26 protein-coding genes are annotated in these 23,998 nt (G+C 73.0%); 16 read left to right on the plus strand and 10 right to left on the minus strand.

Annotated elements, in window-relative coordinates:
* Positions 1-231 precede the first annotated feature (231 nt).
* Together ACZ56B_RS27620 and ACZ56B_RS27625 are read right to left on the minus strand one after the other, a co-directional pair.
* On the minus strand, positions 232-774 hold the full coding sequence (locus ACZ56B_RS27620) for a hypothetical protein (RefSeq protein WP_468796214.1): 543 nt from the start codon (positions 772-774) through the stop codon (positions 232-234).
* 2 nt (positions 775-776) lie between these two features.
* Positions 777-1,433, minus strand: coding sequence for a hypothetical protein (locus tag ACZ56B_RS27625; protein WP_468796216.1), 657 nt, complete (start codon positions 1,431-1,433; stop codon positions 777-779).
* A 1,041-nt stretch (positions 1,434-2,474) separates the two neighbouring features.
* Between ACZ56B_RS27625 and ACZ56B_RS27630 the strand changes: the two genes are divergently transcribed.
* From ACZ56B_RS27630 to ACZ56B_RS27645, 4 genes are all read left to right on the plus strand, one after another.
* The gene (locus ACZ56B_RS27630; RefSeq protein WP_468796218.1) at positions 2,475-2,666 is read left to right on the plus strand and encodes a hypothetical protein; all 192 of its coding nucleotides are present in this window, start codon (positions 2,475-2,477) and stop codon (positions 2,664-2,666) included.
* A 143-nt stretch (positions 2,667-2,809) separates the two neighbouring features.
* Entirely contained in the window at positions 2,810-3,616 is an 807-nt protein-coding gene (locus ACZ56B_RS27635; RefSeq protein WP_468796220.1) for a DUF6008 family protein, read from the plus strand.
* Between the two features lie 478 nt (positions 3,617-4,094).
* Entirely contained in the window at positions 4,095-5,627 is a 1,533-nt protein-coding gene (locus tag ACZ56B_RS27640) for a hypothetical protein (RefSeq protein WP_468796222.1), read from the plus strand.
* 76 nt (positions 5,628-5,703) lie between these two features.
* Positions 5,704-6,297, plus strand: coding sequence for a winged helix-turn-helix transcriptional regulator (locus ACZ56B_RS27645; RefSeq protein ID WP_468796224.1), 594 nt, complete (start codon positions 5,704-5,706; stop codon positions 6,295-6,297).
* Positions 6,298-6,370: 73 nt separating this feature from the next.
* Here ACZ56B_RS27645 and ACZ56B_RS27650 read toward each other — a convergent pair whose 3' ends face one another.
* Positions 6,371-7,768 (minus strand): NAD(P)-binding domain-containing protein, encoded by a 1,398-nt coding sequence (locus ACZ56B_RS27650; RefSeq protein ID WP_468796226.1) that lies wholly within the window; start codon positions 7,766-7,768, stop codon positions 6,371-6,373.
* Positions 7,769-7,881: 113 nt separating this feature from the next.
* Between ACZ56B_RS27650 and ACZ56B_RS27655 the strand changes: the two genes are divergently transcribed.
* Together ACZ56B_RS27655 and ACZ56B_RS27660 are read left to right on the plus strand one after the other, a co-directional pair.
* Positions 7,882-8,943, plus strand: a complete 1,062-nt coding sequence (locus ACZ56B_RS27655; RefSeq protein WP_468796228.1) for a flavin-containing monooxygenase — start codon at positions 7,882-7,884, stop codon at positions 8,941-8,943.
* 63 nt (positions 8,944-9,006) lie between these two features.
* The gene (locus tag ACZ56B_RS27660) at positions 9,007-9,363 is read left to right on the plus strand and encodes an ArsR/SmtB family transcription factor (protein ID WP_468796230.1); all 357 of its coding nucleotides are present in this window, start codon (positions 9,007-9,009) and stop codon (positions 9,361-9,363) included.
* A 127-nt stretch (positions 9,364-9,490) separates the two neighbouring features.
* Here ACZ56B_RS27660 and arsB read toward each other — a convergent pair whose 3' ends face one another.
* Both arsB and ACZ56B_RS27670 read right to left on the minus strand, forming a co-directional pair.
* Complete coding sequence (gene arsB, locus ACZ56B_RS27665) at positions 9,491-10,597, minus strand: ACR3 family arsenite efflux transporter (RefSeq protein WP_468796232.1); 1,107 nt, start codon at positions 10,595-10,597, stop codon at positions 9,491-9,493.
* Positions 10,594-10,902: an ArsR/SmtB family transcription factor gene (locus ACZ56B_RS27670; RefSeq protein WP_468796234.1), complete on the minus strand. Its 309-nt coding sequence runs from the start codon at positions 10,900-10,902 to the stop codon at positions 10,594-10,596. Before ACZ56B_RS27670 ends, arsB begins: the two co-directional genes overlap by 4 nt.
* Positions 10,903-10,993: 91 nt before the next feature.
* Here ACZ56B_RS27670 and ACZ56B_RS27675 point away from each other — a divergent pair, with 91 nt between their 5' ends.
* Positions 10,994-11,428 (plus strand): arsenate reductase ArsC, encoded by a 435-nt coding sequence (locus tag ACZ56B_RS27675; protein WP_468796236.1) that lies wholly within the window; start codon positions 10,994-10,996, stop codon positions 11,426-11,428.
* Between the two features lie 344 nt (positions 11,429-11,772).
* Here ACZ56B_RS27675 and ACZ56B_RS27680 read toward each other — a convergent pair whose 3' ends face one another.
* On the minus strand, positions 11,773-12,744 hold the full coding sequence (locus ACZ56B_RS27680; RefSeq protein WP_468796238.1) for a DsbA family protein: 972 nt from the start codon (positions 12,742-12,744) through the stop codon (positions 11,773-11,775).
* Between the two features lie 63 nt (positions 12,745-12,807).
* Here ACZ56B_RS27680 and ACZ56B_RS27685 point away from each other — a divergent pair, with 63 nt between their 5' ends.
* Positions 12,808-13,365, plus strand: coding sequence for a TetR/AcrR family transcriptional regulator (locus tag ACZ56B_RS27685; protein WP_468796241.1), 558 nt, complete (start codon positions 12,808-12,810; stop codon positions 13,363-13,365).
* Positions 13,366-13,586: 221 nt separating this feature from the next.
* On the opposite strand, the gene ACZ56B_RS27690 is transcribed toward ACZ56B_RS27685, so the two are convergent.
* A complete protein-coding gene (locus tag ACZ56B_RS27690; RefSeq protein ID WP_468796243.1) occupies positions 13,587-14,459 on the minus strand; it encodes an AraC family transcriptional regulator in 873 nt (290 codons plus the stop codon).
* Between the two features lie 142 nt (positions 14,460-14,601).
* Positions 14,602-15,468, minus strand: coding sequence for a methyltransferase domain-containing protein (locus ACZ56B_RS27695; RefSeq protein WP_468796245.1), 867 nt, complete (start codon positions 15,466-15,468; stop codon positions 14,602-14,604).
* A 363-nt stretch (positions 15,469-15,831) separates the two neighbouring features.
* On the opposite strand from ACZ56B_RS27695, the gene ACZ56B_RS27700 reads away from it, so the two are divergent.
* From ACZ56B_RS27700 to ACZ56B_RS27725, 6 genes are all read left to right on the plus strand, one after another.
* On the plus strand, positions 15,832-16,203 hold the full coding sequence (locus tag ACZ56B_RS27700; RefSeq protein ID WP_468796247.1) for an SRPBCC domain-containing protein: 372 nt from the start codon (positions 15,832-15,834) through the stop codon (positions 16,201-16,203).
* A gap of 297 nt (positions 16,204-16,500) precedes the next feature.
* Positions 16,501-17,019 carry a hypothetical protein gene (locus ACZ56B_RS27705; protein WP_468796249.1) on the plus strand — a complete coding sequence of 173 codons (519 nt, stop codon included), beginning with the start codon at positions 16,501-16,503 and terminating at the stop codon, positions 17,017-17,019.
* Between the two features lie 83 nt (positions 17,020-17,102).
* Complete coding sequence (locus tag ACZ56B_RS27710; RefSeq protein ID WP_468796251.1) at positions 17,103-17,945, plus strand: DUF4097 family beta strand repeat-containing protein; 843 nt, start codon at positions 17,103-17,105, stop codon at positions 17,943-17,945.
* 132 nt (positions 17,946-18,077) lie between these two features.
* Positions 18,078-19,112 (plus strand): ATP-binding cassette domain-containing protein, encoded by a 1,035-nt coding sequence (locus tag ACZ56B_RS27715; RefSeq protein ID WP_468796253.1) that lies wholly within the window; start codon positions 18,078-18,080, stop codon positions 19,110-19,112.
* Positions 19,109-19,900, plus strand: coding sequence for an ABC transporter permease (locus tag ACZ56B_RS27720; RefSeq protein WP_468796255.1), 792 nt, complete (start codon positions 19,109-19,111; stop codon positions 19,898-19,900). Before ACZ56B_RS27715 ends, ACZ56B_RS27720 begins: the two co-directional genes overlap by 4 nt.
* Before the next feature lie 176 nt (positions 19,901-20,076).
* Positions 20,077-20,664 (plus strand): DUF6939 family protein, encoded by a 588-nt coding sequence (locus ACZ56B_RS27725; protein WP_468796257.1) that lies wholly within the window; start codon positions 20,077-20,079, stop codon positions 20,662-20,664.
* Positions 20,665-20,814: 150 nt separating this feature from the next.
* Here ACZ56B_RS27725 and ACZ56B_RS27730 read toward each other — a convergent pair whose 3' ends face one another.
* The gene (locus tag ACZ56B_RS27730) at positions 20,815-21,636 is read right to left on the minus strand and encodes an SDR family NAD(P)-dependent oxidoreductase (RefSeq protein WP_468796259.1); all 822 of its coding nucleotides are present in this window, start codon (positions 21,634-21,636) and stop codon (positions 20,815-20,817) included.
* A 115-nt stretch (positions 21,637-21,751) separates the two neighbouring features.
* Here ACZ56B_RS27730 and ACZ56B_RS27735 point away from each other — a divergent pair, with 115 nt between their 5' ends.
* The gene (locus tag ACZ56B_RS27735) at positions 21,752-22,411 is read left to right on the plus strand and encodes a TetR/AcrR family transcriptional regulator (RefSeq protein WP_468796261.1); all 660 of its coding nucleotides are present in this window, start codon (positions 21,752-21,754) and stop codon (positions 22,409-22,411) included.
* Positions 22,412-22,508: 97 nt separating this feature from the next.
* Here ACZ56B_RS27735 and ACZ56B_RS27740 read toward each other — a convergent pair whose 3' ends face one another.
* Positions 22,509-23,228, minus strand: coding sequence for a leucine-rich repeat domain-containing protein (locus tag ACZ56B_RS27740; protein WP_468796263.1), 720 nt, complete (start codon positions 23,226-23,228; stop codon positions 22,509-22,511).
* A 263-nt stretch (positions 23,229-23,491) separates the two neighbouring features.
* On the opposite strand from ACZ56B_RS27740, the gene ACZ56B_RS27745 reads away from it, so the two are divergent.
* Entirely contained in the window at positions 23,492-23,836 is a 345-nt protein-coding gene (locus ACZ56B_RS27745; protein ID WP_468796265.1) for a hypothetical protein, read from the plus strand.
* Positions 23,837-23,998: the final 162 nt, after the last annotated feature.

Consider the following 23,998-nt stretch of genomic DNA (forward strand, 5'->3'; position numbering starts at 1 on the left):
CGAAGCCGCCCGCGTGCACGTCAAGGGCTGCTGGACCGAGCTGGTCCGGCAGGGTCGGACCCGTCCGGGGCAGGGGCCGCGGTGCTGGTCCTTCGGCCCGGGGGCACCCCCATGACGCCGGCGTCAAGACCTTCTGTGGTGCTGGCACGACTTAACCGGTAGACTAGATTCCGAAACCTAGACACATCGAGGCCCCCGCTCCGGCGGGGGCCTCGATGTTGTGCCGGTCGGTCACGGGCGGGACGGCCTCCGCCGCGACCGGTCGCGGGCCGTGGAGAGGCTCAACACCTCCGCGGTCCTCTCGTCGGCGCTCCTGGGCGGCTTCGAGCGGCCGGGCGAACTCCTGCGGCCCAGACGCTTCTCCTTCTTCTCCTGCTCGGCCTGGGCGACGGCGGCGTCGTACCGCTCCTGGTAGTCGTCGACGTCGAGACGGTCCGCGGGGTCGAGCGCCCCGATGGCCTCCAGGTGCTCGGTGACGCTGCGCGCGCCGCTGATCATCGGGTTGAGGAAGTAGATGCCCTTGGCCTGGCGGAACACCAGCTTGGCGAGGATCAGGGCCTGCAGGCCCCGCCCGACCATGGAGCGGTGCACGTCCAGGGCCTCGGCCAGTTCCTCTTCGGTGACCAGGCAACGGCCTCCCGGCTCCTGGGTGCCCAGGAGCCGGAAGAGCACCCGGTAGGCGATGCCCGGCATCGCGGGCATGTACGCGAAGCCGTTGAAGGTGCCGTACGTCAGCTCCGGCGGCTCCGGGTTCGCAGACGCTGCAGTCCTCATCCTCACTCCTCCGGCTTCTTCGCCGTGCGCTTGCGCTTGCGCGTCCTTGCCGACGGCCTGGGCAGTTTCGCGCCCGGAAGGGCCATGCCCCTGAACTCTTCCGGGACCTCGGGGTCGAGCACGAACTCGTTGAGCAGGCTCAGCTGTTCCACCTGGACCTTGACTCTCTTGGCAACTGCCCCGCGAACGGGTTTCTCCACCGTTCGGTACCCTCCGCGAAGGGTCACCGCGGGCTGGAGCTGGATCGACCCCTTCTTCGGAGAGTAGGCCAGCCCCAGCTTCTTCAGCTTGGACTGGGCCCTCGACACCTGGGCGGGGTCCATGTCCAGTTCGGCGGCGATCTCGGTCTGCTTGAGCTCGACCGCCCCTCCGACCTCCTGGCTCCCCATCATGTAGAGCAGGACGCACAGGGTCACGTTGTCGTCCCGGAAGTACCTGGCGGCCCAGCGCAGGAACTCCAGGCTGTCCTGGGCGAAGTACTTGCCGACGAAGTCGCCCGCGGTGACCGGGGGCTTGACCTCCGCGCTGTGGCCGACGGGCAGCTCGACGAGGTTCTTCCTCGGACCGAGCGTTCCGGCGTACGGGCTGCTGGGGCTCGGTGCCCGGGGTGGGGACGAGCCGGGGGCCCGACGCGGGTCCCCTTGAGGCTGTGCGGGCATGGCGCTGTGTGCTCCTCAAGATCGAAACCTAGACGCGGAGCACAGTAGTGATTGCGCATATAGATAGCAACGACGCGACCTATCTGCGCGTTGCGCGTGTTGAACATGACCTGGGAGTCATGTTCGCGACCACTCTGACACCTGTCGCGGGATTGCGCAGATAGGTCGCAATGGATACGGGCCACCTTGACCCCGGAAGCAATTTCCGCGGGCGAAAAATGACCTGGGAGTCATGTTCTGAGGCCTCGTCACCCCCTCTGACCTGCGACGATGCGATCCGCTCTATTCTCTATAAGTGCGGGTCCGTCTCGGTGACGCCCATGTGGCTGATGCTGGGAGTCATCTCAAGGCCGTCCTCGGTGAGGCTGGTTGAGGCCGGTGGTACCAGGGGCCTTCGCCGGCCCCTGGACCCCGCTGCCCCCGGCACTCCTCGACGCGCATCCGTATCGTCGTGGCGCGCACCGTTCGCGTCGAGGAGCACCGGGGTTGTGGTGCGATGGTCCGCCTCTTGCCCGCACGCCTCACGTGCACCGCGCCCATTTCCACCGCCGCAGCGTCGGGCTGTGCTTTCGGAGGGAAGGCCGTGGGACCAGGCCAGGAGGAAAGCCAGCAGCAACAGCACAGCAGTGGTTGATCTGCTCGTCATGGTGCAGGTACCGAGGTGGGCTGAGGGGGCGTCGGAGGCAAGGGAGGGGCGGGGGCGGGGGCGGGGGCGGGGGAGTCATCCGCACAGGGGTCAGGAGCTCGGGAAGGTGGGGGGATCCGACCGAGTGCGGTCTCGGCTTCTCGGTCGTGTCAGCCGCTCGCTGCTCATTGTTCGTCGGTTGTGCCGAGCTCGGGGGAGTGGTGAACCAGGAGCGGACCAGAATCGATGTGTGCTTCAGGCGTCGGCCGGGCCGGTGCGGAGCACCGTCGTGCGGTTGCGGCCTGAAGCACATGACTTGACGCTCACGTCACACCTGACGCCCACGTGACCGACGAAACGCCTGCTTGCGGATACCCGCTGTGATCGGGTCACACGGAGGGGAAAGCCTGCCGCTCGTGTTCGACGTCTTGTGGAGTGAGGGCAGTGTCGAAGAGCTGTACCGGCGCACGTCGCCGTGGACAGCGGTGCGGCTGCGGGTGGCGTCCTGGATGCTGCTGCCACCCGGCACGGCGGAGGGCACCTGGACGGCCCTGGTCCTCGCGGTCGTAGGCACCGCGGACTGCGCCGTCGCGGGACCGGGGCGGTAGTCGGCGCGGGCGATGCTCCGGTCCGGGGCGCCGGGAAGTCCGCATCTTCGAAGTAGTGAACCCGGAACGCGGATTCCTAGCCTGCTGGTCGGCGCGGCCAGTCGTGCGCGCCGTCCGTATCCGGAGCCACCGAAGGAGCGCTCGTGGATCACAAACCCGGAATGCATGAGATGGGCGGCTCCGTGTCCGCCGTGGACACCGCGGGTGCCGTCCTCTTCATCGGACTGACCGTGGTGATGTGGGCGGCAGTGGCCGTGCTCGCCTACGCCAACCGGGGGCCGGTGCGGCCGTGGCTGTACCGGACGGCGGTGGCACTGATCGGCGTGGGTGTCGTCGGACAGATCGGCCACTTCCAGGAGCACATCGCACAGGCGATCTACTGGATAGCCAACCCGTACTCCGAGGCGTGGATGACCCCCTGGGCGAACAGTTTCGCCAGGGGGATGGGCCAGGTCGACGCGACCAAGCCGTCGCTCGGCATGGAGGTGCTCCACCTCACGGGCAATCTCATCTTCCTCGCCGGCCTGGTCGGCATCATGCAGATCACCCGGAGGGTCGCCAGCCGGCTGGAGTCGCGCAAGTGGGCCAGGATGGGGGTGTGGATGCAGGGCATCCACGGCGTGGAGCACCTCGTCCTGACCCTGTCCGTGGCGCTGGGAGCCAGCCGGGCCGTCGGTCTGTCCACCTGGTTCGGCGCGATCGAGCCGGGCGTCGCGCTGACCACGTACCGCGTCTGGTGGCACTTCGTCGCCAACCTCGTCGGAACGGCCATCCTGGGACTCGCGATCTTCCACCTGTGGAAGGAGAAGCGCAGCGTCCGGGCGGCCTACCGGCCGGAGCCGGGCGGCGGCGTCCCGCCCCTTTCCGACGGGGGGAGCCACGAGGACGTGCCGCGAGAGCCCGTCCTGGCCGGCGGGGAGCGGCCGGTCACCGCGACAGCGAGGGAGTGACGTCGTCGCCCAGCTCCGCCCGTGCCGGTGCCGGAGCTGCCGCTGAGGTGCCCGCGGCCTCCGCACGGCGCCGCCGGCGCGGGCCGTGGAGGGCCCGTCCGGGAGCAGGTTCCGCCCCGGCCGCGGCAGCGGTCCACCACGACGGGTCCCGCCGCCTCCGGTGGTGCCCGGGCCGTCCGTCCGGTGCCGTCCCGCGCCCCGCGGGGCGGCACCGTCGTCGTATCCGCCGGGTGCGGGCGGCCGCACCCGGCGCGATGCGGGCGGCCGCACCGATCCGAACTGCCGCGCCCCGCACAGAAACCACCTCCCTTGCCAGGGCGTTGACCGGGTAAAGCCGCCCCGTCGCGAGCCGGAGGGCAGGGCCGGGTTCGCCGGCCCCGGCTCCCGTGCCGCGTACGGGTGGGTTCGCCCCGCACCGCACAGCGCTGCGGGAGGGCCTGCGGCGGGCATCGGGGACGACAACGGAAGGTGGAGCGGGATGACGCAGGCCGAGGTGGGTGGGCCGGACGAGCGGGTACCGGGGCGTCGGTGGACGGTGCGCCTGGACGCCGTCGACCGGAGCAGTACGGCGGTGCGCGTCTCGTGCAGCCGCCCCGCCTGCGCCGAGCAGCGCCTGCCGTCCGCGGCCGCCGGCCGTGCGGCCGCGGAAGCCCACCTCAGGGCCCATCTGCGCGCCACCCCCGTCCCCAGAGCCGAGGCGTACTGTGCGTGCAGGGCCGAGGGCTGCCGCACCCATCTGCCCGACACCGGCCGCCTCACGCGCGCCGAACCCTGGCGGTGCGGCGGTCCGGTCGTCTTCGCCGTCCTCACCGACCGGGAAGGACGCTGGTGGCAGGCCATGGAGTGCTGCTCGCGGTGCGCGGCCGCCACCCCCGGGGCGAGGACCGTCGCCACCTTCCGGGCGCCCGGCCCGCGGACCACCGGACGCCCGGCCCCCGCGGCCACGGGGACGGGCGCGGGCGCGCCGCTGTTCTCCGACCACCAGGCCGCCGCCGGGACGAGGGCTCCGGCTCCCCGCTCCGCACCCGCGCGGCGCCGTCCACCGCAGGCGAGGATCGCCCAGCGGGTCATCCCGCACGACCTGCGGCCCGTCGCCCTGCGGGACGAACTCGTCGAACTCGGTGACCTCTTCCGCGCCTACCAGCGGCGCGAGCAGCCCGACCTGGCGCTGCTGGCCGACCTCCAGGAGCGCAAGGCCCGTGCCTTCACCGCCTGGGCCGACGTCACCTGCGACGGCGCCCTGCGGTGGGAGGCCCGGCGCGCCGAGCAGGCAGCCGCCGTCGCCCGCCTCCAGCACCAGCGGCGCACCGGCGGCGTCGCGGTCGGCGACGGGCCGGCCGTGACGCGGCTGCTGACCGTACCGACACAGTGGGAGCACGTGCGCTCCGTCCTCGCGCACGTGGCCGAACACGCTCCGCTGCCCGGACCGGAAGCACGGCTGCTGGTACTGATGCTGACCCTGCGCACCGCGCACACCGGCACCGGCAACCTCGTGGGCCAGGACCTCACCGCGCTGGGCCTGACCGATCCGGGGGACCTGGTCGAGCGGCTGGCCGGGTGCGGCTGGCTCACCCTGCCCGGCACCGTCGACGACCTGCTCGCCTCCCGGCCGGAGAACCCCACCCCGATCACCGTCCCCTCCCTGGTGCCCCGCGAGGACGGGACGGGCCCGTTCACGTTCGGCAGGAAGACGCGGCCCAAGCTCTCCGGCTGGGCCCAGAGGGTCGTCTCGGACAAGAAGCTCCGCAAGGCCAAGGCCACCGCCTGCACCCGGCTGCTCGCCCTGACGCTGGCCGCCGGGACCGACGGCTCGGGACGCCTCGGCCCCGGCGGCCAGGGCATCGCCCCGGACGTTCTCACCGCCCGGGTCCCGGTCGACGCCGACGAGCTGCGGCACCTGATCGACCGGCTGACCGCAGCGGACTGGCTCACCGACGCCGCTCTCACCGACGCCACCCTCACCGGACGGCTGACCGAGCGCGTCCTCCCCCTCACCTGCCCCCACGTCTGATGCCGTGGCCGGACTTTCACCGGTCCGGTCGTCGTCGGCCGGATCCCCGGGGACTTCCAGGGCGCGGAACGTCGGCATGTGCTCGGGGCCGCACCCGCCACGGCGACGGCCCCCACGGTCGGCCACGTACGAACGGCTACCGGCCGGGGGAGTTCCGGACGGAGAGCCCGGACACGGGGGCGCCGCCCGCCTCAAGCAGCTCGAGGGCCACGGCGTCGCCGTCCGCCGCGCCCTGCCCCACCCCGACCGGGGCGTCGTCTACGAACTCACCGACCACGGCCGGGAACTCCAGTGGGCCGTGACCGCCCTCGGCCGCTGGGGCGCCCGGACCATGACCGCGCCCCGCCCCGGTGAGATCACCACCGTCGAAAGCCGGGCCCTGTCCTTCCACACGGCCTTCCGCCCCGAAGCCGCGGGCGGGGACGCCCTCCGCTACGAGGTGCGCATGGCGGACGCCACGTTCCGCCTGTCCGTCGACGGCCCCTCCCTCACCGTCGGACACGGCCCGCCCCCCGACCCGGACCTGGTCGTCGAGACCCTGGCCGGCCGCCCCGTCCTCGACCTCATGCGCGGCACCCTGCCCCCCGACGAGGCCCTCGCCTCCGGCCGCCTCCGCGTCGAGGGCCCGCCCGCCCTCCTCACCCGCTTCGCCGAGATCTTCCGCCTCTGATTCCCCCGCCGGCCCGGCCGTCCGCCACGCCGGGACCGGCCCTCCGTCCGGCCGCGGCCCCGCGCGGGGCCGGTCAGGAACCGCAGCAACCACCGGCCGGGGCGTCGGTCGCCACCGGTGCGGCGGCCGGGGCGCCGAGCTGGACCAGCTGCGGCGCGGGGGCGCAGCAGCCTCCGCCGCCCTGGTCGGCTTCGGGCGCGTCGAAGAGTCCGGCGCCGCCGCAGACTCCCGTCTCGGGCAGGACGAGCTCGACGCGGTCGGCGGCTTCGAGGTCGCCGGCGATCGCGGCGGCGACGGAGCGGACCTGCTCGTAGCCGGTCATCGCCAGGAACGTCGGGGCGCGGCCGTAGGACTTCATGCCGACCAGGTAGACGTCCTGCTCGGGGTGGGAGAGCTCGCGGTGGCCGTGCGGGTAGACGGTGCCGCAGGAGTGCTGGTTGGGGTCGATCAGCGGTGCGAGCGCGACCGGGGCCTGGAGGCGCTCATCCAGGTTCAGGCGGACCTCGGACAGGAAGGACAGGTCGGGACGGAAGCCGGTCAGCACGATCACCTCGTCGACCGGGTCCGGGCGGCGCCCGTCCTCGCCGACGAGGACCAGGCGGCCGCCGGCGGTGCGCTCGATCGCCTCGGTGCGGAAGCCGGTGACCGCGTCCGCGTGGCCGCCGTCGACGGCGGCCTTCGCCGCCAGGCCCAGGGCGCCGCGCGCCGGGAGCCGGTCGGCTCCGCCGCCGCCGAAGGTGGAGCCGGAGACGCCCCGGCGCAGGATCCACACCGCCTTGGTGCCCGCGCCGCCGTCGGCCCCGGCGAGGTCGGCCAGGTGGGCGAGGGCGGTGAAGGCGGAGGCGCCGGAGCCGATCACGGCGGTGCGCTTGCCGGCGTACCGGGCGCGGACGGCGGGGTCCTTCAGGTCGGGGACGCGGTAGGTGATCCGGTCCGCGGCGGCCTTCTCGCCGAGGGCGGGCAGACCGCTGCCGCCGGCCGGGGACGGGGTGGCCCAGGTGCCGGAGGCGTCGATCACCGCGCGGGCGAACAGCCGCTCCTCAGCTCCGTCGGCGTGGGCGACGTGCACGACGAACGGCTGGGCCTCGCGGTCGGCGTCGACGATCCGGTCCCGGCCGGCCCGGGAGACGCCGGTCACGGTGGCGCCGGTGCGCACCCGGCCGCCGAGGGCGTCGGCGAGCGGCCGCAGGTACTGCTCGACCCAGTCGCCGCCGCGGGGGTAGGTCGCCGCGTCGGGCCGCGTCCAGCCGGTGGGGGCGAGGAGCTTTTCGGCGACGGGATCGACGACCTCGCCCCAGGTGGAGAACAGGCGCACGTGCGCCCATTCGCGCACCGCGGCGCCGGCGGTGCGCCCGGCCTCCAGGACCAGGGGCTCGATGCCCCGGTCGACCAGGTGGGCGGCGGCGGCCAGACCGATCGGTCCGGCTCCGATCACGACGACGGGCAGCTCGGCGGTGGCGGGCGCGATCACGGCGACTCCTTGCGTGTTTCGACATCTGTCGATGGCTTGCGCGACTCAGTGTGGCACCTGTATTGATAAGCGTCAACATAGGAGTTCATCTAATCAAGAGGAGGGGGGTGCCGATGGAGCGCATCGATGTCGCCGTCATCGGTGGTGGCCAGTCGGGACTGGCGACCGCCCGTGCCCTGCTGCGCCGCGGGCTGCGGCCGGTGGTGCTGGAGGCGTCCGGCCGCGTGGCCGGGTCCTGGCCGCGCTACTACGACAGCCTCACCCTGTTCTCGCCCGCCCGGTACAGCTCCCTGCCCGGGGTGCCGTTTCCCGGCAGTGAACCGGACCGCTACCCGCACCGCGACGAGGTCGTCGCCTACCTCACCGCCTACGCCGACCGCCTGGGTGCCGAGATCCGCACCGGCCGGCGCGTCACCTCCGTGCGCCGGACCGGTCCCGGGTTCGAAGTGGTTCTCGAAGGAGACGACCGGCTCGCGGCACGCGCCGTCGTCGCGGCCTCCGGCTCCTTCGGCCGACCGCACCGGCCGGCGCTGCCGGGGCTGGACGAGTTCACCGGCCGGGTGCTGCACGCCGCCGACTACCGCAGCCCCGCCCCGTTCGCCGGCCGCCGCGTGGTCGTGGTCGGGGCCGGGAACTCCGCCGTGCAGATCGCCGCCGAGCTCGCCGGGACCGCTCACGTCACGCTCGCGACCAGGAGGCCGGTGGCGTTCGCCGCGCAGCGCGTTCTCGGCCGGGACCTGCACTTCTGGCTGACGCGCACCGGACTGGACACCGCACCGCTCGGCCGGCTCCTCCCACGCCCTCCCTCGCAGCCGGTCCTCGACGACGGCCGGTACCGGGCGGCGCTGGCCGCCGGGCGGCCCGAGCGGCGGCCGCTGTTCACCGGTGCCGACGGAAGCGGACTCGTCTGGCCGGACGGGGGGCGGGAGAAGGTCGACGCGATCGTGCTCGCCACCGGCTACCGGCCGGATCTGCCCTACCTCGCCGATGTCGACGGCGCCCTGGACACGACAGGGAACCCCCGGCACCGCGAGGGGATCGCCACCGGGGTGGCGGGACTGGCGTTCGTGGGACTGGAGTGGCAGCGCAGCCTGTCGTCCAACTCGCTGCGTGGGGTGGGCCGGGACGCGGACCGCGTCGCCCGGCACCTGGCCGCTCGCCTCGCGCGCCGGTGACGGGCCTGGCCGCACTTATTCGACATGTGTCAACATAGTCGTATGTCGAAGTAAGGTGCGGAGGTGCCGCCGTTGCTCGGAAACGACGGTCGGGGGGCGGCGCCGTGCTGCCCGCCGCTGACCGAGCGCCCGTTCACCGCGCAGGAGGCCGAGACGGCCGCGCGGATGTTCAAGGCTCTGGGCGACCCGGTGCGGCTGCGGCTGTTCTCGGCCGTGGTCTCGTACGAGGGCGGCGAGGCGTGCGTGTGCGACGTCTCCGACGTCGGCGTCTCCCAGCCGACCGTGTCCCACCACCTGAAGAAGCTCAAGGAGGCCGGACTGCTCACCTCCGAGCGGCGCGGCACCCGGGTGTACTACCGGGCCGAGCCGTCCGTCCTCGCCGCCATGGGCAAGCTGCTGGCCCTGCCCACCGCGGCCTGACGGTCGCCGCGTCGGCCTCCAGGACGGTGAAGTCACCTCCAGGACGGTGAAGTCGGGTGCCGGTGGCGCAGGTGGTGGCCGGTGGCGAGCCCCGCCCGGCCGCCGGCCACCACGTCCGTGTGCCGCGTCACGGAGCCGTCGTCACCGCGCCGGCGCCGAACTTCCCGCGCCAGGCGAGCGCGACGTGAACCAGGCCGATCAGCACCGGGACCTCGATGAGCGGGCCGACGACACCGGACAGCGCCTGGCCGGAGGTGACGCCGAAGGTGGCGATGGCGACCGCGATCGCGAGCTCGAAGTTGTTGCCCGCCGCGGTGAAGGCGAGGGTCGCGGTGCGGTCGTAGGCCAGCCCCAGGCCCTTGCCGAGCAGGAAGGTGCCGAAGAACATGACCGCGAAGTAGACCAGCAGCGGCAGCGCGATCCGGGCGACGTCCAGCGGCTGGGAGGTGATGGTCCTGCCCTGCAGGGCGAAGAGGACGACGATCGTGAACAGCAGCCCGTACAGCGCCCAGGGGCCGATCCTCGGCAGGAACCCGGTCTCGTAGGCGGCGCGGCCGAGCCTCCTCTCACCGAGGCGGCGGGTGAGGAAGCCGGCGACGAGCGGGACGCCGAGGAAGATGACGACGTTCAGCGCGATCTCCCACGTCGAGATGTCCAGGTGCTCGCCCTCGCCCAGGCCGAGCCACCCCGGCAGCAGGTCGAGGTAGAACCAGCCCAGCAGGCCGAACGCGAGGACCTGGAACACCGAGTTCAGCGCGACGAGGACGGCGGCGGCCTCGCGGTCGCCGCAGGCCAGGTCGTTCCAGATGATGACCATGGCGATGCAGCGGGCCAGGCCGACGATGATCAGGCCGGTGCGGTACTCGGGCAGGTCCGGCAGGAAGATCCACGCGAGGGCGAACATCACTGCCGGGCCGAGGACCCAGTTGACCACCAGTGAGGAGATCATCAGCCTCCGGTCCCCGGTGACGGCGTCGAGCCGGTCGTAGCGGACCTTGGCCAGCACCGGGTACATCATGACCAGCAGGCCGAGCGCGATCGGCAGGGAGATTCCGCCGACCTCCACCTTCGCCAGGGCGTCGTCCAGGCCGGGGACGAGCCGGCCGAGCCCGAGGCCGACGGCCATCGCGGCCAGGATCCACACCGCCAGGTAGCGGTCGAGGGTGGAGAGCTTGGCGGCGACCGGGGAGTCCCCGGCGGCCGGGGCGGTCGTGGCGGACTCGGTGGAGGTCACGGGCAGGCCCTCTTGTTCCCGGCGGCGGTGCGGGCGGCGGCGGCGAGTTCGGCGAACTGCCCGGACAGGCCGGCCAGGACGTCGGGCTTGAGCTTGTAGTAGGTGAAGCGGCCGCACGGCTCGGTCTCCACCAGCCCGGCCTCGCGCAGCACCTTCATGTGGTTGGACAGGTTGGTCTGCCTGGCCCCGGTCTCCTCCACCAGATGCGTGGTGCACAGCGTCTCGCGCGCCAGCAGGGTCACGATCCGGAGCCTGAGCGGGTCGCCCAGTGCCCGGATCACATCAGGATCGACTGAAGTCAGCATGCGCTGATACTTTCACATCATTGTTCGCTGACATCAGCGAATACTCATGTCATGAGTGGTGTGCCGCCACCGTGAGACGAAAGAGCCTTCCATGCCCGAGACCGCCGACCGCAAGCCGTCCGTCCTGTTCGTCTGCGTCCACAACGCCGGCCGCTCCCAGATGGCCGCCGCATGGTTGGCCCACCTGGCCGGGGACCGCGTCGAGGTCCGCTCCGCCGGCTCCACCCCGGGCACCGAGGTCAACCCGGCCGCCGTCCGGGCCATGGCCGAGGTCGGCATCGACATCTCCGCCGAGACGCCGAAGGTCCTCACCGCGGACGCGGTGAGGGAGTCCGACGTGTGCATCACCATGGGCTGCGGGGACACCTGCCCCGTCTTCCCCGGCAAGCGCTACCTGGACTGGGAGGTGGCGGACCCGGCCGGCCAGGGCGTCGAGGCCGTCCGCCCGATCCGCGACGAGATCAGAACCCTGGTCGAGGGCCTGATCGGCGAGATCGCCCCGGCGAGGCCGGAAGCGACGGCCTGAGCGGGATGCGCGGGGTCGTCACCAGCGGCCCCGGCCCCGCCGCGCACACGTCGCCCTCCGCGGTGGCCGGCCCGGCTCGTCCTGCCGTTCGCACGGCGGCGCGGTCCTCCAGGGCGGCGGAGCACTTGATCGACGGGGTGGGACGGGGACGCGCGGACCCGGTCCACGAGGTCTCCGGCCCGGCCGCGGCCGGCCCGGACCCGCCCTTGCCCGTGACGGCCGCGGTGACGCCCCGCCGGTCCGGCGGAGCGGCCGCGTCCGCCGCCACCTGCGCCCGGTCCGGCCGCCGGGAGCACGGCCCGCGCGGGTCCCGTACTGGTCCGCCCGACACGGTGCCCTGCCGGTCAGGCGAAGTCGGGCGTCATGGCGGCGGCCATCCTCAGGTGCGGAGCGGCCCGGTCCTCCTCCCCCAGGCGCTGGAGGGTGCGGCCGAGCATGAGCCTCGCATAGGCGTCGTCCGGCGCGTCGGCCGTCAGCCGCTCCAGCAGGCCACGGGCCCGGGCCAGTTGGGCGGAGTGGAAGTAGCCCCGGGCCGCCGCGCGACGGACGTTCAGGTCCTCCGGGTGCTCGTCGAGCAGCGGCTTCAGCAGGGCGAGAGCGCCGAGCGGGTCACGCTGGTCCAGCAGGGACTCGGCCCAGCGCAGCCGCCGTACCTCCTCCGGCATCCCGCGCCCGTGGTCACCGCCGGCGAGGAAGTCCGCGATGATCTCCGGCGGCTGGGCGCCGGCCAGGGCCCGGTCGCCGACCACGATCGTGGGCGACGTCGCGATGCCCCGCGCCTTGCCGATCAGGAGGAACTCCCGGACCCCCCGGTCGCCCGCGTCGGTCTCCAGCAGCTCCGCCCCCTCGGCGAACCCGGAGCGGACGGCGACCGCGCGCAGCCGGCGGCGGTCGCCGATGTCGTCGCCGTCGATGAAGTGCGCCCGCATCACCTGCTCGGCCACCTCGTTCTGCAGCGCGGCGCCACCGTGCTCCCGGGCCAGGTGGAGGAGGCGGTGGGCGTCGTGGCTGGCGACCCGCCAGGCCGCGCCCCACCGCGGGCCCAGCCCTTCGTCCGCCGCGATCCGGGAGATCCGGACCCGGTTCTCCGCCGGGGACAGCCCCGGCGCGCACCGTCGCAACGCCGCGTCCACCAGCGGGTCGCGCCACGCCTCCTCGAGGGGGACCGCCCGGTCCGGCGCGGTCGGGTCGATCCGGAAGGGGCGCCAGACCACCTCCGCCCCGGCACCGGCCGGACCGGTCAGGGCCTTCTCCAGGCGCCGCTTGCCGATGTACGCCCATGCGCAGACCACGTCCGCCCAGATCTCGATTCGCATGACCGGCACACTAACCGACATCTGTCGATTAGTTAAGCGACAGATGTCGGTTAATGTGGGGGCATGAATCCGGACGACCCTCGGGCCCGACGCAGCCGGGCCCGGCTGCGGACGGCGATCCTGGCACTCGCCGCGGCCAAGGATCCCGCCGCGATCACCATGGCGGAGGTCGCCCAGCACGCCGGTGTGAACCGGGCCACCGTCTACCAGCACTTCCCCGACGTGGACGCGCTCGTGGCGGACGCCATGCAGGACGCGGTGGCGCAGGTGGCGCGCGCGGCGGCGCTGTGTCCCCTCGACGCCCCCCGGGACAGGGCGCCCCAGCCGCTGAACACCTTGTTCCGGCACGTCCTCGACCACGCGGCCCTGTACCGACGCATGCTGGGCCCGCACGGAAGCGCGCTCTTCGCCGCGCGCCTGCGGGAACGGCTGACCGCCGAACTCGCCGCCTCCTTCCGCGACGGCCGCCGCCCCGCCGGATGCGACGACGTACCGGACGAGGTGCACGCCGCCTACCTGGCCGGCGCCCTGACCGGTGTGATCGCCACCTGGGTCGCGGAGGACGACCCGGCCCCCGCGCCGGCCATGGCCCTCGCCTTCTGGGCCCTGTTCCGACGCTGACCCCGCACGCCCGCGCGGCACGTCCGCGCGCGGCCCCGACAGCCACGCCGCACGCCGGCGCCCCGACGGGTGACCGCGGCACCCGTGCGGCCGAGCCCGCGACCCACCGGCCCTCTACGGTGCCCCGCCCCGCCCGGGCCCGCCGTGCCGCGGGTGCCGGGGGAGGGGGCCGGGGAGGGGAGGGACACCGGCCCGCGCCGGTTCCGTACCGCCGCGGTCCGTCACGCCGGTTCGACGGGCAGCCACAGCTCGCAGGTCGCGGTGCTGAAGTCGTCCGCGCGCTCGAGGACCGCGACGATCGAGGGCCCCGGCCGCAGGCGCCACGGGTTGGAGGGGAACCACTCGGTCGCGGTCGCGGCCCAGGCCGTCTGCAGCGCCTGCGGATGCGGTCCGGCGGTGCGGAAGACCGCCCACGTGCCGGCCGGCACCTCGATGGCGTCGAGGTCGTCCGGGGCCGGCGTGTCCCCGGAGACGGCGACCCCGTGCAGGTAGGTCAGTTCGCTCCCCTCCGTGCCGTCGGGGTCGAGGTCGTCGCAGACCTGCAGCAGGCCCCCCGGTTCGGTGTCCGCGAGGGACTTCAGCCGCAGGTGCTCCGCCTGCGGCAGTGCGGCGATGTGCCGCTGGATGTGCGGGTTGACGCCCCGGTGGATGAGCGGGACCCGGGCTGCGTGTCCGACCAGCCGGAACGCGGGGCGGTCGACGAGGCGGGTGTCCATGGGGGTGCTCCCTTCGACGGTCAGGTGGAACCTGAGCTGCGGTTGCGTGCGCAGGGGGCCTCCGTCGCGGCGCACCTCGCCGGGACCGGCGCCGTGGACCGCGCGGAACGCGCGTCCGAACGCCTCGGTCGAGCCGTATCCGTGCCGGACGGCGATGCTCAGCAGATCGTCCTCACCCCGGACCACGTCGGCCGCGGCGACGGTCATGCGGCGCCGGCGCACGTACTCCGACAGCGGCATGCCGGCCAACGACGAGAACATGCGGCGCAGGTGGTACTCGGTCGTGCCGAGCCTCCCGGCCAGTCCGCGGACGTCGAGGAACTCCTCGGCGAGGTGCTCCTCGACGAGATCGACCAACTGGTTGAGTGCCGAGATCACGAGGCCTCCTTTCGACGACAACCCTGCCGGGCGGACCCCCGGCCGGACCCGACCGCTGCGGTCCGATCCGATCACCCGCCCGGACGGGCGCGAAGCCGGCCACGCCCACGGCCCGTACGGCCGGGCCTGCGCCCGCTCGTGGTCACCGGGGCCGGTAGGCGGTGGCCAGCACGGAAACGGTGACCCGATCGGGCAGCAGACCGTCGTCGTTCACGTCCGCGCGGCTCACGTGGCGTGCGTTCGGCGTCATCGCCACCAGATCCAGGGCACTCTGCCCGGTCAGGGGCGCGGGATATTCCACCTGTTCGGTGACGACGGCCTCGAAGAAGGGGCTCAGCACCCGGTGCAGGCGCTGTTCCTTGGCCGGGTCGACCGCGACCGTCGCGGGCAGCCGACCGCGCAGCTCGGCCAGGTGCCGCCCGGTGGGACGGACCACGACCAGCCGGCCGGTCGGGCGCAGGACACGGTGGAACTCGGCCGGGTTGCGCGGGGCGAACACGTCCAGCACGACATCGGCCACCCCGTCGGCCAGCGGAAAGGGGCGGAAGACGTCCCAGGCCACCGCGGCGGCTCGGGCGTGGGCACGGGCTGCCGAGCGCAGCGCGCGCACCGATGTGTCCAGACCCAGGCCGTGGGCGCCGGGCAGCCGGTCGAGTACGCCGGCCAGGTGGTAGCCCGTGCCGCATCCCACGTCCACGACCGTGGCCCGCTCGGACACGGCGTCGGCAGCCAGGCGGGCCCCGACGTCGCGGATGGGCGCGTAGCTGCCGGTGGCCAGGAACCGGTCCCGGGCCCGGACCATGGCCGCGTCGTCGCCGCTGGTGGCGCGGGTGCCCGTCAGCAGACCGGCGTAGCCGTGGCGGGCGATGTCGAAGGTGTGACCCGACGGGCAGCGCAGTGCGCCGCGGTCGGGGTGCAGGCGGTGCGTGCGGCACGTCGGGCAGCGCAGCAGATCGAGGGACAGTGCGAGGGCAGGGGGAGAGGCACGGGCACGAGGCACTCCGGGCAAGGGGTGAGGGGAAGGGACCGTGCCTGCACGTGCGCTCGGAGCGTCACTGCCGCAGGAAGGTAACGGGCAGCGTCGGAGCCGTGGTTCACGGAGCAGGCACACCGAGGAGGGCGACGCCGTCCGGTGTCGCCCTCAGAGCCTTCCGATCACAGGAAGCAGTGGTGCGGGGTGCTCGTGAATGCCACGCCAGGAGTCTACGAGCACCAGCGAAGCCCGTCGGACCCGGGCGAGGTCCCGGCCCGAGCGGGGACGCGCGGGGTGTCAGGGTCGCGCCATGCCGCGTACGGACAGGGCGTCGAGGGTGATCGCCGCGTCACCCGACCGCGTCCGGGTCGCGCTCGTCGATCGCGAGGCGCTCACGGCATGGCTCCTCCGGCCGGCATGGCCGGCCGGTTCGAGCGGTTCGACGCCCGGCCGGGCGGGTCGTACCGGTTGGTGCTGACCTCCTCCGACGCGTCCGGCTCACCCGGCAGGACGACCGCGGACTCCGACGTCGTCGAAGCGCGTTTCGTCGACGTCGCCCCCGGCGTGCGGGTCGTCCAGGCGGTGGACTTCGTCTCCGACGAGCCTGCCCACGCCGGCACGATGACCATGACCTGGGAGGTCACCGCCGTCGAAGCGGGGACGCGCGTCGACATCGTCGCCGAGGACGTCCCGGACGGCGTCTCCGCGGAGGACCACGCCACGGGGTCCGCCTCCTCCCTCGCGAACCTCGCCGCCCACGTGGAGCGGTAGCCCGCGCTGACGCGTGCGGACGGCGCACGGCACCGGGCACGGGGCCGGTGCGGCAGCGGGTCGACCCCCGGGCGCCGGGGTCGGGGCACCTGGGCGCTGCCTGGCATCACATGGCGCCAAGTGGCGCCATGTGATGCCAGGCCGCGTCTCCAAAAGCATGTGGTCATGTGCGGCTCCACCATTAATCAGGTTGCTCTCCTCGTGTTTTCGCAGGTCAGAAGGCTCGCTTCTGCACGTGCCCCGCATGAGGTCCCCTTCGGGCTTGCATAGACGCCATTATGGCGCCATGATGGCGTCATGGACCTCACCCCGTACGTCGACACCCTCCGCCGCGAACTCGCGGTGGCCGCCGAAGCCGGCGGTGACGAAGCCCGCGAGCTGGCCGAGCGGCTCACCGCTCCCCTGGAGTCGGCGACCCGGCTGACCCTGCTCAACGTGCTCTCCGCCGCGATGGACGAGATCACCCGCGAGCTCGCCCCCGGCTCGGTCGACGTACGGCTGCGCGGGCTCGACCCCGACTTCGTGGTGACGCCGCCGCCCGCGGGGGGCGGCGCCCCCGCGGAGCAGGCCGCGCCCGCCGGACCGCCCAGCGCCCCGGCTCCCGCCGAGGGTGACGAGGGCGGCACCGCCCGCGTCAATCTGCGGCTGCCCGCCCACCTCAAGGCGCGCGTCGAGGAGGCCGCGAACCGCGAGGGCCTGTCGGTCAACGCCTGGCTGGTGCGGGCCGTGTCGGCCGCGGTCGACGGCGGCGCCCGGCAGCGCACGGCGGAAAGGACCCGGACCGTCGGACAGAGCTTCACGGGCTGGGTGCGCTAGCCGCGCCCGCGCCCGCCCCACTTCAACCCACACCACGTCCCACCAGCGGGGACGCCCTGAAGACCCAAGAGGACGGGACAGCCATGCCTTCTTTCGACACCCTCGAACCCATCTCGGTCACCGCGCACGTGGAGGCCGGTTCCCTCCAGTTCACCGCGGGCGACCGCCCCGACACCGTCGTGCAGGCGCGTCCCCGCGACCCGAAGAAGGACCAGGACGTACGGGCGGCCGACCAGACCGAGATCACGTACGCGAACGGCGTCCTGACCGTCAGGACGCCCAAGCCCAACCTGTTCGGCCGCACCGGCACCGTCGACGTGACGGTCGACCTGCCCACGGGCTCGCGCATCGACGTGACCGGCGCCTGGGCCCAGGTGCTCGGCGAGGGCCGGCTTGGTGAGGTCCGCGTGAAGACCTCGTCCGGCGACGTCCGCCTCGACACCACCGGCCCGCTGAAGCTGACCGCGTCGCACGGCTCGATCACCGTGGACCGGGTCGAGGGCGCGGCCGAGATCACCACCAGCTCCGGCAGCCTGCGCGTCGGCCTCGTCGACGGCCCTGCCGTCCTGAAGAACTCGCACGGCACCACGACCGTCGGCGCCGCGACCGGCGCGCTGCGGGTGAGCGGCGCCAACGGCGACATCGACATCACGCGCGCCGGGGACTCGGTCACCGCCACCACCGCCCACGGAACCCTGCGCGTGGGCGAAGTGTCCTGCGGCACCGTTCAGTTGGAGACCTCCTTCGGTGCCATCGAGGTCGGTGTCCGCGAGGGCACCGCCGCCTGGCTCGACGTCAGCTCCGACTCCGGCCAGGTGCGCAACACGCTCACCGCGTCCGGGACCCCGGAGGGGACCGAGGACACCGTCAAGGTCCGCGCCCGCACCCGGCACGGCAACATCGACATCCGCCGCGCCAAGGCCTGACCCCGCGTCAAGTCCTGGCCCCGCGTCAATTTCTGACCCCGCGCGCCAAGGCCTGACCCCGGAAGAACCGGCTCGACTCACCCCTCTCCCCGCCCCCTTCAGTCTTCTCCAGTCTTCGAACGGGAGGGCTCCATGCCTTTTTCTGTCATGCCCATGTCCAATGAACGCGGTGGCCCCCCGTCACCGACCGCCGTCTCCGCCGTCGGTCTGCGCAAGTCCTACGGCGACAAGACCGTGCTCGACGGCATCGATCTGCGCATCCCGGAAGGATCCGTGTTCGCGCTGCTCGGACCGAACGGCGCCGGCAAGACCACCGTCGTGAAGATCCTGTCCACGCTCATCACCGCCGACGACGGGCAGGCCCAGGTCGCGGGCCACGACGTCGCCACCTCCCCGGACGGGGTGCGCGCCGCGATCGGCGTCACCGGGCAGTTCTCCGCCGTCGACGGGCTGATCACCGGCGAGGAGAACATGCTCCTCATGGCGGACCTCCACCACCTCCCCAAGCGCGAGGGGCGGCGGGTCACCGCCGAGCTGCTGGAGCGGTTCGACCTCGTCGAGGCCGCGAAGAAGCCCGCCCAGAGCTACTCCGGCGGCATGAAGCGGCGGCTCGACATCGCCATGACGCTCGTCGGCGATCCGCGGATCCTCTTCCTCGACGAGCCGACCACCGGCCTCGACCCCCGCAGCCGCCACACCATGTGGCAGGTCGTCCGCGAGCTCGTCTCCGGCGGCGTCACCGTCTTCCTCACCACCCAGTACCTGGAGGAGGCCGACGAGCTCGCCGACCGCATCGCGGTGCTGAACGACGGCAGGATCGCCGCCGAGGGCACCGCCGAGGAGCTCAAGCGGATGATCCCCGGCGGACACGTGCGGCTTCGCTTCACCGATCCTTCCGCCTACCACGGCGCCGCCACCGCGCTGCGCGACGTCACCCTCCCCCACGCTCGAACGGGCTCGCGCGGGGGGACCCCCACCGACGAGGCGCTCGTGCTGCGGATCCCCAGCGGCGGCAGCCAGCGCGAGCTGCGCTCCCTCCTCGACCGGCTGGACTCGGCCGGCATCGAGGCGGACGAGCTGACCGTGCACACCCCCGACCTCGACGACGTGTTCTTCGCCCTGACCGGCTCCACCGTGCCGAGCCGCCCCAAGGAGGATGTCCGATGAGCTCCCTCTCCCTCGCCGTGCGCGACTCGTCCACGATGCTGCGGCGGAACCTGCTGCACGCCCGCCGCTACCCGTCCATGACACTGAACCTGCTGCTCACGCCGGTGATGCTGCTGCTGCTGTTCGTCTACATCTTCGGCGACGCGATGAGCGCCGGCATCGGGGACGGAGGGGCGGACCGGTCCGCGTACCTCGCGTACCTCGTCCCGGGCATCCTGCTGCTGACCGTCGCCTTCACCGCGATCGGCAGCGCGGTGGCGGTCGCCATGGATATGACCGAAGGCATCATCGCCCGCTTCCGCACGATGGCGATCCACCGCGGGTCGGTGCTCGTCGGGCACGTCGTCGGCAGCGTGCTGCAGTGCGTGATGAGCGTGGTCCTCGTCGGGGCCGTCGCGGTGGCCCTCGGGTTCCGGTCCACGGACGCCACCGTCCTGGAGTGGGTCCTGGCGGTGGGGCTGGTGGCACTCGTCGCCCTGGCGCTCACCTGGATCGCGGTCGGGATGGGCCTGTCCAGCCCGAACCCCGAGGCGGCCAGCAACAACGCCCTGCCGCTGATGGTCCTGCCGCTCCTCTCCAGCGCCTTCGTCCCGGTCGACGCGATGCCGGGCTGGTTCCGGCCGGTCGCCGAGTACCAGCCGTTCACTCCGGCCATCGAGACCCTGCGCGGGCTGCTGCTCGGCACCGGGATCGGCCACCACGGATGGCTGGCCGTCGCCTGGTGCCTCGGGCTGACCGCGCTCGGCTGCTTCTGGTCGAAGTCGCTGTTCGACCGCGACCCGAAGTAGCCGGCGCGAGCGCGCGGACCACCTGCCCCTGCTCGTCCCGCCCCGGAGCGCCGTACGCCGCTGCGGGGCGGCGCCGTGGGTGGCCTTCCCGGGACCGGCCCGGCGCCGGCGGGGAGAGGTGTCAGTGGCGTCGGAGATGCTTGGTGGTTCACGTCACCCGGACAAGGAGCCTGCAGATGCCGATCCGCGTTGCCGGCCGTCGCCGTGCGAGGGCGTCGCTCACCGCCGCGTTCCCCGGCGCGGAGATCATCGATGTGACCTCCAGGGCACCGGAACCGTGGGTGCGGCTGAGCCCGTTCTATCCGCACGGCGGCATCCCGGTCCCCTACTGCGAGGAGGTGACCAGCCAGTCCGTTGAGGGGATCTGGCAGGCCCTCAAGGTCTTCCAGGACTTCGACGTCGATCCCGGCAGGCTCGGGATCACCACGATGAAGGGGCTGAAGCGGACGGTGCGCCGGTACGGCCCGGTCCGGGGCCACCGCACCGGTCTGCACGGTGACCGGCTGCTGCCCTATGAGACGGCCCGGCGCCGGATCTACCTGCCGGCCTACCGGTGGGTCCTCGAGCACCGCGTCGCCGACCTGGTCGAGCGGCTCCGCGGCATGGGGGATGTCGTCCTGCTGGACCACACCACCAACGGCGACGTCACCGATCCCACCAGCCCGCTCTCCCACGCCGCGCTCGTCCGGCTGTACGTCGAGGGCCGCTGGCCCCGGGAGGACGGCGCGGAGGTGTCCGGCGTGGTCGGTGACCGCGTGCGGTGAGCGGCCCGGTGCCGGGTGCGCCGGTCCCGGCCTCCCGCCGCCCCCAGGTGTCCGCGGCTTCTCGGTGTCCGTCCTCCCGGCGCACGCCCGTCCCGGCGACCGTGCGGCGGGACGGGGACGGGGACGGGAACGCCGCGGCGCGGGGCCCGGTCAGCCGGGGGCCATACGGCTGAGGTGCTCCCAGGATTGGTACAGGTCCGCCCGGGCCCGGTTCATCTCCAGGACGTGGTCGAAGGACCGGCTGCCGACTATCAGCCGTCGGGGCGGGTCCGGCAGGGCGGCCAGCTCCATGATGACCGGGGCGGCCGTCTCCGGCTCCGGGCCGGCGGAGTCGCCCCACATCGCCTCCATCTCGGTACGCAGGGACCGGTACTGCGCCAAGGGGGCGGTGGTCGTGGTGCCGACGGTGAACAGGCCGGTGTCGTAGCCGCCCATCTGCACGATGGTGACCTTGACGCCGAACCCTTCGACCTCCATCGCCAACGCCTCGCTGACCGAGTCCAGTGCGGCCTTGCCCGCGCCGTAGAAGCCGACGGTGGCCATGCCGCCGCCGCTGCCCATCGAAGTGACCTGGAGGAGCCGTCCCCCGCCCTGGGCGCGCAGGTGGGGAAGGACCGCCTGGGCCACCCACACGGCGCCGAAGAAGTTCACGTCCAGGTGCGCCCGGATCTGTTCCTCCGTGGCTTCCTCCACCATGCCGTAGAGCATCCCGCCCGCGTTGTTGACGACGACGTCCAGCCGGCCGAACGCGGCTGCCGCCCGCTCGACGCCGTCGAACACGGCCCGGCGGTCGGCGACGTCCAACGGAAGCGGAACCAGGCGGCCGGGGTGCTTCTCGGCCAGTTCCTCCAGGGGTTCGACATTGCGGGCAACGGCCACCACGCGGTCGCCGGCCGCCAGGGCGGACTCGGTGAACGCCTTGCCCAGGCCGCGGGACGCGCCCGTGATGAGCCAGACTCGTGCTTCCGTCATGCTTTCTCACTCTCGGTAAACGAAACGGTGCGTATCGGTTCGTCGTGAGCCTAGGGCGTCGCTTCCCGATTGGCAATACGAATCGTCTCGTCTCTTTGCCGGTTAGACTCGGCCCATGTCCAACGGAAAGGGGCCGGACCACTCCCGGCGCAGGGAACGGTCCCGGCAGGCGATCCTCGCGGCCACCCGCGCCCTGGTCGCGGAGGAGGCGTACGAGAAGGTCACGGTCGAAGCCATCGCCGCCCGTGCCGGCGTCGGCAAGCAGACGATCTACCGGCGGTGGCCGTCGAAGAGCGCGGTCGTCTTCGCTGCCCTGCTGGCACTGAGCGAGGAAGCGGGCGGCCAGGCGGTCGCGCTGCCGGACACGGGCGACATCGAGGCCGACCTCAAGCTCGTCATGCGTGCCACGGTGGAGGAGTTCGCCGACCCCGGCTTCGACAAGCTGATCCGGGCCCTCAACACCGAGATCGCCAACGATGCCGCGCTGGCGGCCGAGTACCGCGAGAAGCTGGCCCGGCCGCTGGACGAAGCGAAGAGGGCACGCTTGCGCAGCGCCCAGGAGGCCGGCCAACTCGACGCCGACGCCGACCTCGGCCTGGTCCTCGAAGTGCTCTACGCCCCCCTCTTCCAACGGTGGCTGCACCGCAGCGGTCCGCTGACCACCGCATACGCCGACTCACTCGTCGACGCGACCCTCAGGGCTTTCGGCCCCCGAACCCGAACCCGAGTGCACCCGCGCCCGCAGCGCTCGACCCGGTCGGCTCCCGGCTCCTGAACTCCCGTCACCAGGGGTTCCGGTCCGCGGATGTGCCCGCAGAGGGATGTCCGCGAGGGACGACGGCAGCCTCGCGCCGGGGTGCTCCCCCGGCGATTCACAGCAGGACGACGCACCCGCGTTCCTCCAGCCCCGTCAGCACGCGGCGGGGGAGCGTGCAGGCGTTCCAGCGGAGATCCAGCTTCTCCAGGGCGGGCAGCTGCACCACCCAGTCCGGAACCCGGACGATGTGGTTGCCGCGGAGGTCGAGGTGCCGGAGCCGGGGAAGGCCGGCCAGGGACTCGGGCAGTTCGGTGAGGTCGTTCTCCCGCAGGTCCAGGTGCCGTAGCTCCTGCAGATCGGTCACCGTGGAGGGCAGGGTCCTGAGTCCGTTCCCCCGCAGCCAGAGCTCGCGTAGCTTGCGGAGACGGCCGATGCTGCCGGGCAGTCCGGTCAGCCGGTTGTGCTGGGCTCGTAGCTCGATCAGTTCCGTCATCCGGCCGACGGTTCCGGGCAAGGCGGTGAGGGGGTTCTCGCCGACGTTGAGGTAGCGCAGCCGCGTCAGGTTGCCCAGCGTGTCCGGGAGCCGGGACAGGTCGTTGTCGTGCAGGTAGAGGCAGTCGCTGAGGCCGGTCAGGTCGCCCAGGGCGTCGGGGAGCGACGTGAGCCTGTTGTGGCCGAGGTCCAAAGTCGTCAGACGGCCCAGCTGTCCGATCCTCGGCGAGAGGGCCGTGAGGCCGTTGTCCGCCAGGATCAGCACGCGAAGCTCGGTGCGCTGCCAGACCGACTCCGGCACCTCCCCGAGCTGTTGGCGCCAGAGGTTGAGGGTGGGCTGCACGGCTTCGTCCCTTTCCGTTGACGGTCCGGACCGAGATTCTCGCGTGGAGCTCGAACCGGGGCCGACGTCCCCCGCCGGGACCCGTAGGACGTCGACCGTGTCCGGGACACCGTCGGCGTCGACCCCGGGCATGGCCTTGATCAGGCCGGACACCGGAGCCCGTGTCCCGGACAGCGGCAGGCGTTGTCAGCCGCACTTCCCTCACCCAGGCTTCTCTCTCGTCCGGACCGGGAGCACCCGGCGGTCTATCCGAGGAGTACGGAATGCGCATCACATCCAGAGTCGGCGTCGTCTTGGCGAGTGCGGCCCTCGCGCTGGGCGGCACCGCCGCCTACGCCCAGGCCACCCCGTCGGTCGAGCAGACCGTCACGTCGCTGCCCAGCTGGTGCACCGGCGGTGACGAGTGGGACGACGACTACACCTACGGAGCCACCTGCAGTGGCTCCCAGGTCTTCTACGCGCGGGTGACGTGCAAGAACGGATCGGGTACGACGTCGTACGCCCGCGGCACGGACGCCAGCTACGGGGGCTGGTCCTACGCCTACTGCTCCACGAAGGGCCCGGGCTGGAAGGCCGTCCCCTACACGGGCACCGTCCTCAAGCGCTGACCCGCCCGACGGCTGCCGCACCACAGGGCCGACGTCGACCCGTCGCGCCCTCCGGCACGGCGTCGGGGGACGGGGGGGGGGGGGGGGGGGGGAGGGGGGGGGGGGGGGGGGGGGGGGGGGGGGGGGGGGGGGGGGGGGGGGTGGGGGGGGGGGGGGGGGAGA

The sequence above is a fragment of the Streptomyces sp. NPDC034670 genome (genome assembly GCF_055574875.1).

Bases quoted from the DNA above. Each gene is read 5' to 3' on its own strand.
- ACZ56B_RS27685 (WP_468796241.1), top strand. From the start codon at position 12,808: ATGAATCCGGACGACCCTCGGGCCCGACGCAGCCGGGCCCGGCTGCGG.
- ACZ56B_RS27625 (WP_468796216.1), bottom strand. From the start codon at position 1,433: ATGCCCGCACAGCCTCAAGGGGACCCGCGTCGGGCCCCCGGCTCGTCC.
- ACZ56B_RS27705 (WP_468796249.1), top strand. From the start codon at position 16,501: ATGGACCTCACCCCGTACGTCGACACCCTCCGCCGCGAACTCGCGGTG.
- ACZ56B_RS27645 (WP_468796224.1), top strand. From the start codon at position 5,704: ATGTGCTCGGGGCCGCACCCGCCACGGCGACGGCCCCCACGGTCGGCC.
- ACZ56B_RS27655 (WP_468796228.1), top strand. From the start codon at position 7,882: ATGGAGCGCATCGATGTCGCCGTCATCGGTGGTGGCCAGTCGGGACTG.
- ACZ56B_RS27670 (WP_468796234.1), bottom strand. From the start codon at position 10,902: ATGCTGACTTCAGTCGATCCTGATGTGATCCGGGCACTGGGCGACCCG.
- ACZ56B_RS27745 (WP_468796265.1), top strand. From the start codon at position 23,492: ATGCGCATCACATCCAGAGTCGGCGTCGTCTTGGCGAGTGCGGCCCTC.
- ACZ56B_RS27735 (WP_468796261.1), top strand. From the start codon at position 21,752: ATGTCCAACGGAAAGGGGCCGGACCACTCCCGGCGCAGGGAACGGTCC.
- ACZ56B_RS27730 (WP_468796259.1), bottom strand. From the start codon at position 21,636: ATGACGGAAGCACGAGTCTGGCTCATCACGGGCGCGTCCCGCGGCCTG.
- ACZ56B_RS27715 (WP_468796253.1), top strand. From the start codon at position 18,078: ATGCCTTTTTCTGTCATGCCCATGTCCAATGAACGCGGTGGCCCCCCG.
- ACZ56B_RS27640 (WP_468796222.1), top strand. From the start codon at position 4,095: ATGACGCAGGCCGAGGTGGGTGGGCCGGACGAGCGGGTACCGGGGCGT.
- ACZ56B_RS27675 (WP_468796236.1), top strand. From the start codon at position 10,994: ATGCCCGAGACCGCCGACCGCAAGCCGTCCGTCCTGTTCGTCTGCGTC.
- ACZ56B_RS27680 (WP_468796238.1), bottom strand. From the start codon at position 12,744: ATGCGAATCGAGATCTGGGCGGACGTGGTCTGCGCATGGGCGTACATC.
- ACZ56B_RS27710 (WP_468796251.1), top strand. From the start codon at position 17,103: ATGCCTTCTTTCGACACCCTCGAACCCATCTCGGTCACCGCGCACGTG.
- ACZ56B_RS27720 (WP_468796255.1), top strand. From the start codon at position 19,109: ATGAGCTCCCTCTCCCTCGCCGTGCGCGACTCGTCCACGATGCTGCGG.
- ACZ56B_RS27725 (WP_468796257.1), top strand. From the start codon at position 20,077: ATGCCGATCCGCGTTGCCGGCCGTCGCCGTGCGAGGGCGTCGCTCACC.
- ACZ56B_RS27620 (WP_468796214.1), bottom strand. From the start codon at position 774: ATGAGGACTGCAGCGTCTGCGAACCCGGAGCCGCCGGAGCTGACGTAC.
- ACZ56B_RS27700 (WP_468796247.1), top strand. From the start codon at position 15,832: ATGGCTCCTCCGGCCGGCATGGCCGGCCGGTTCGAGCGGTTCGACGCC.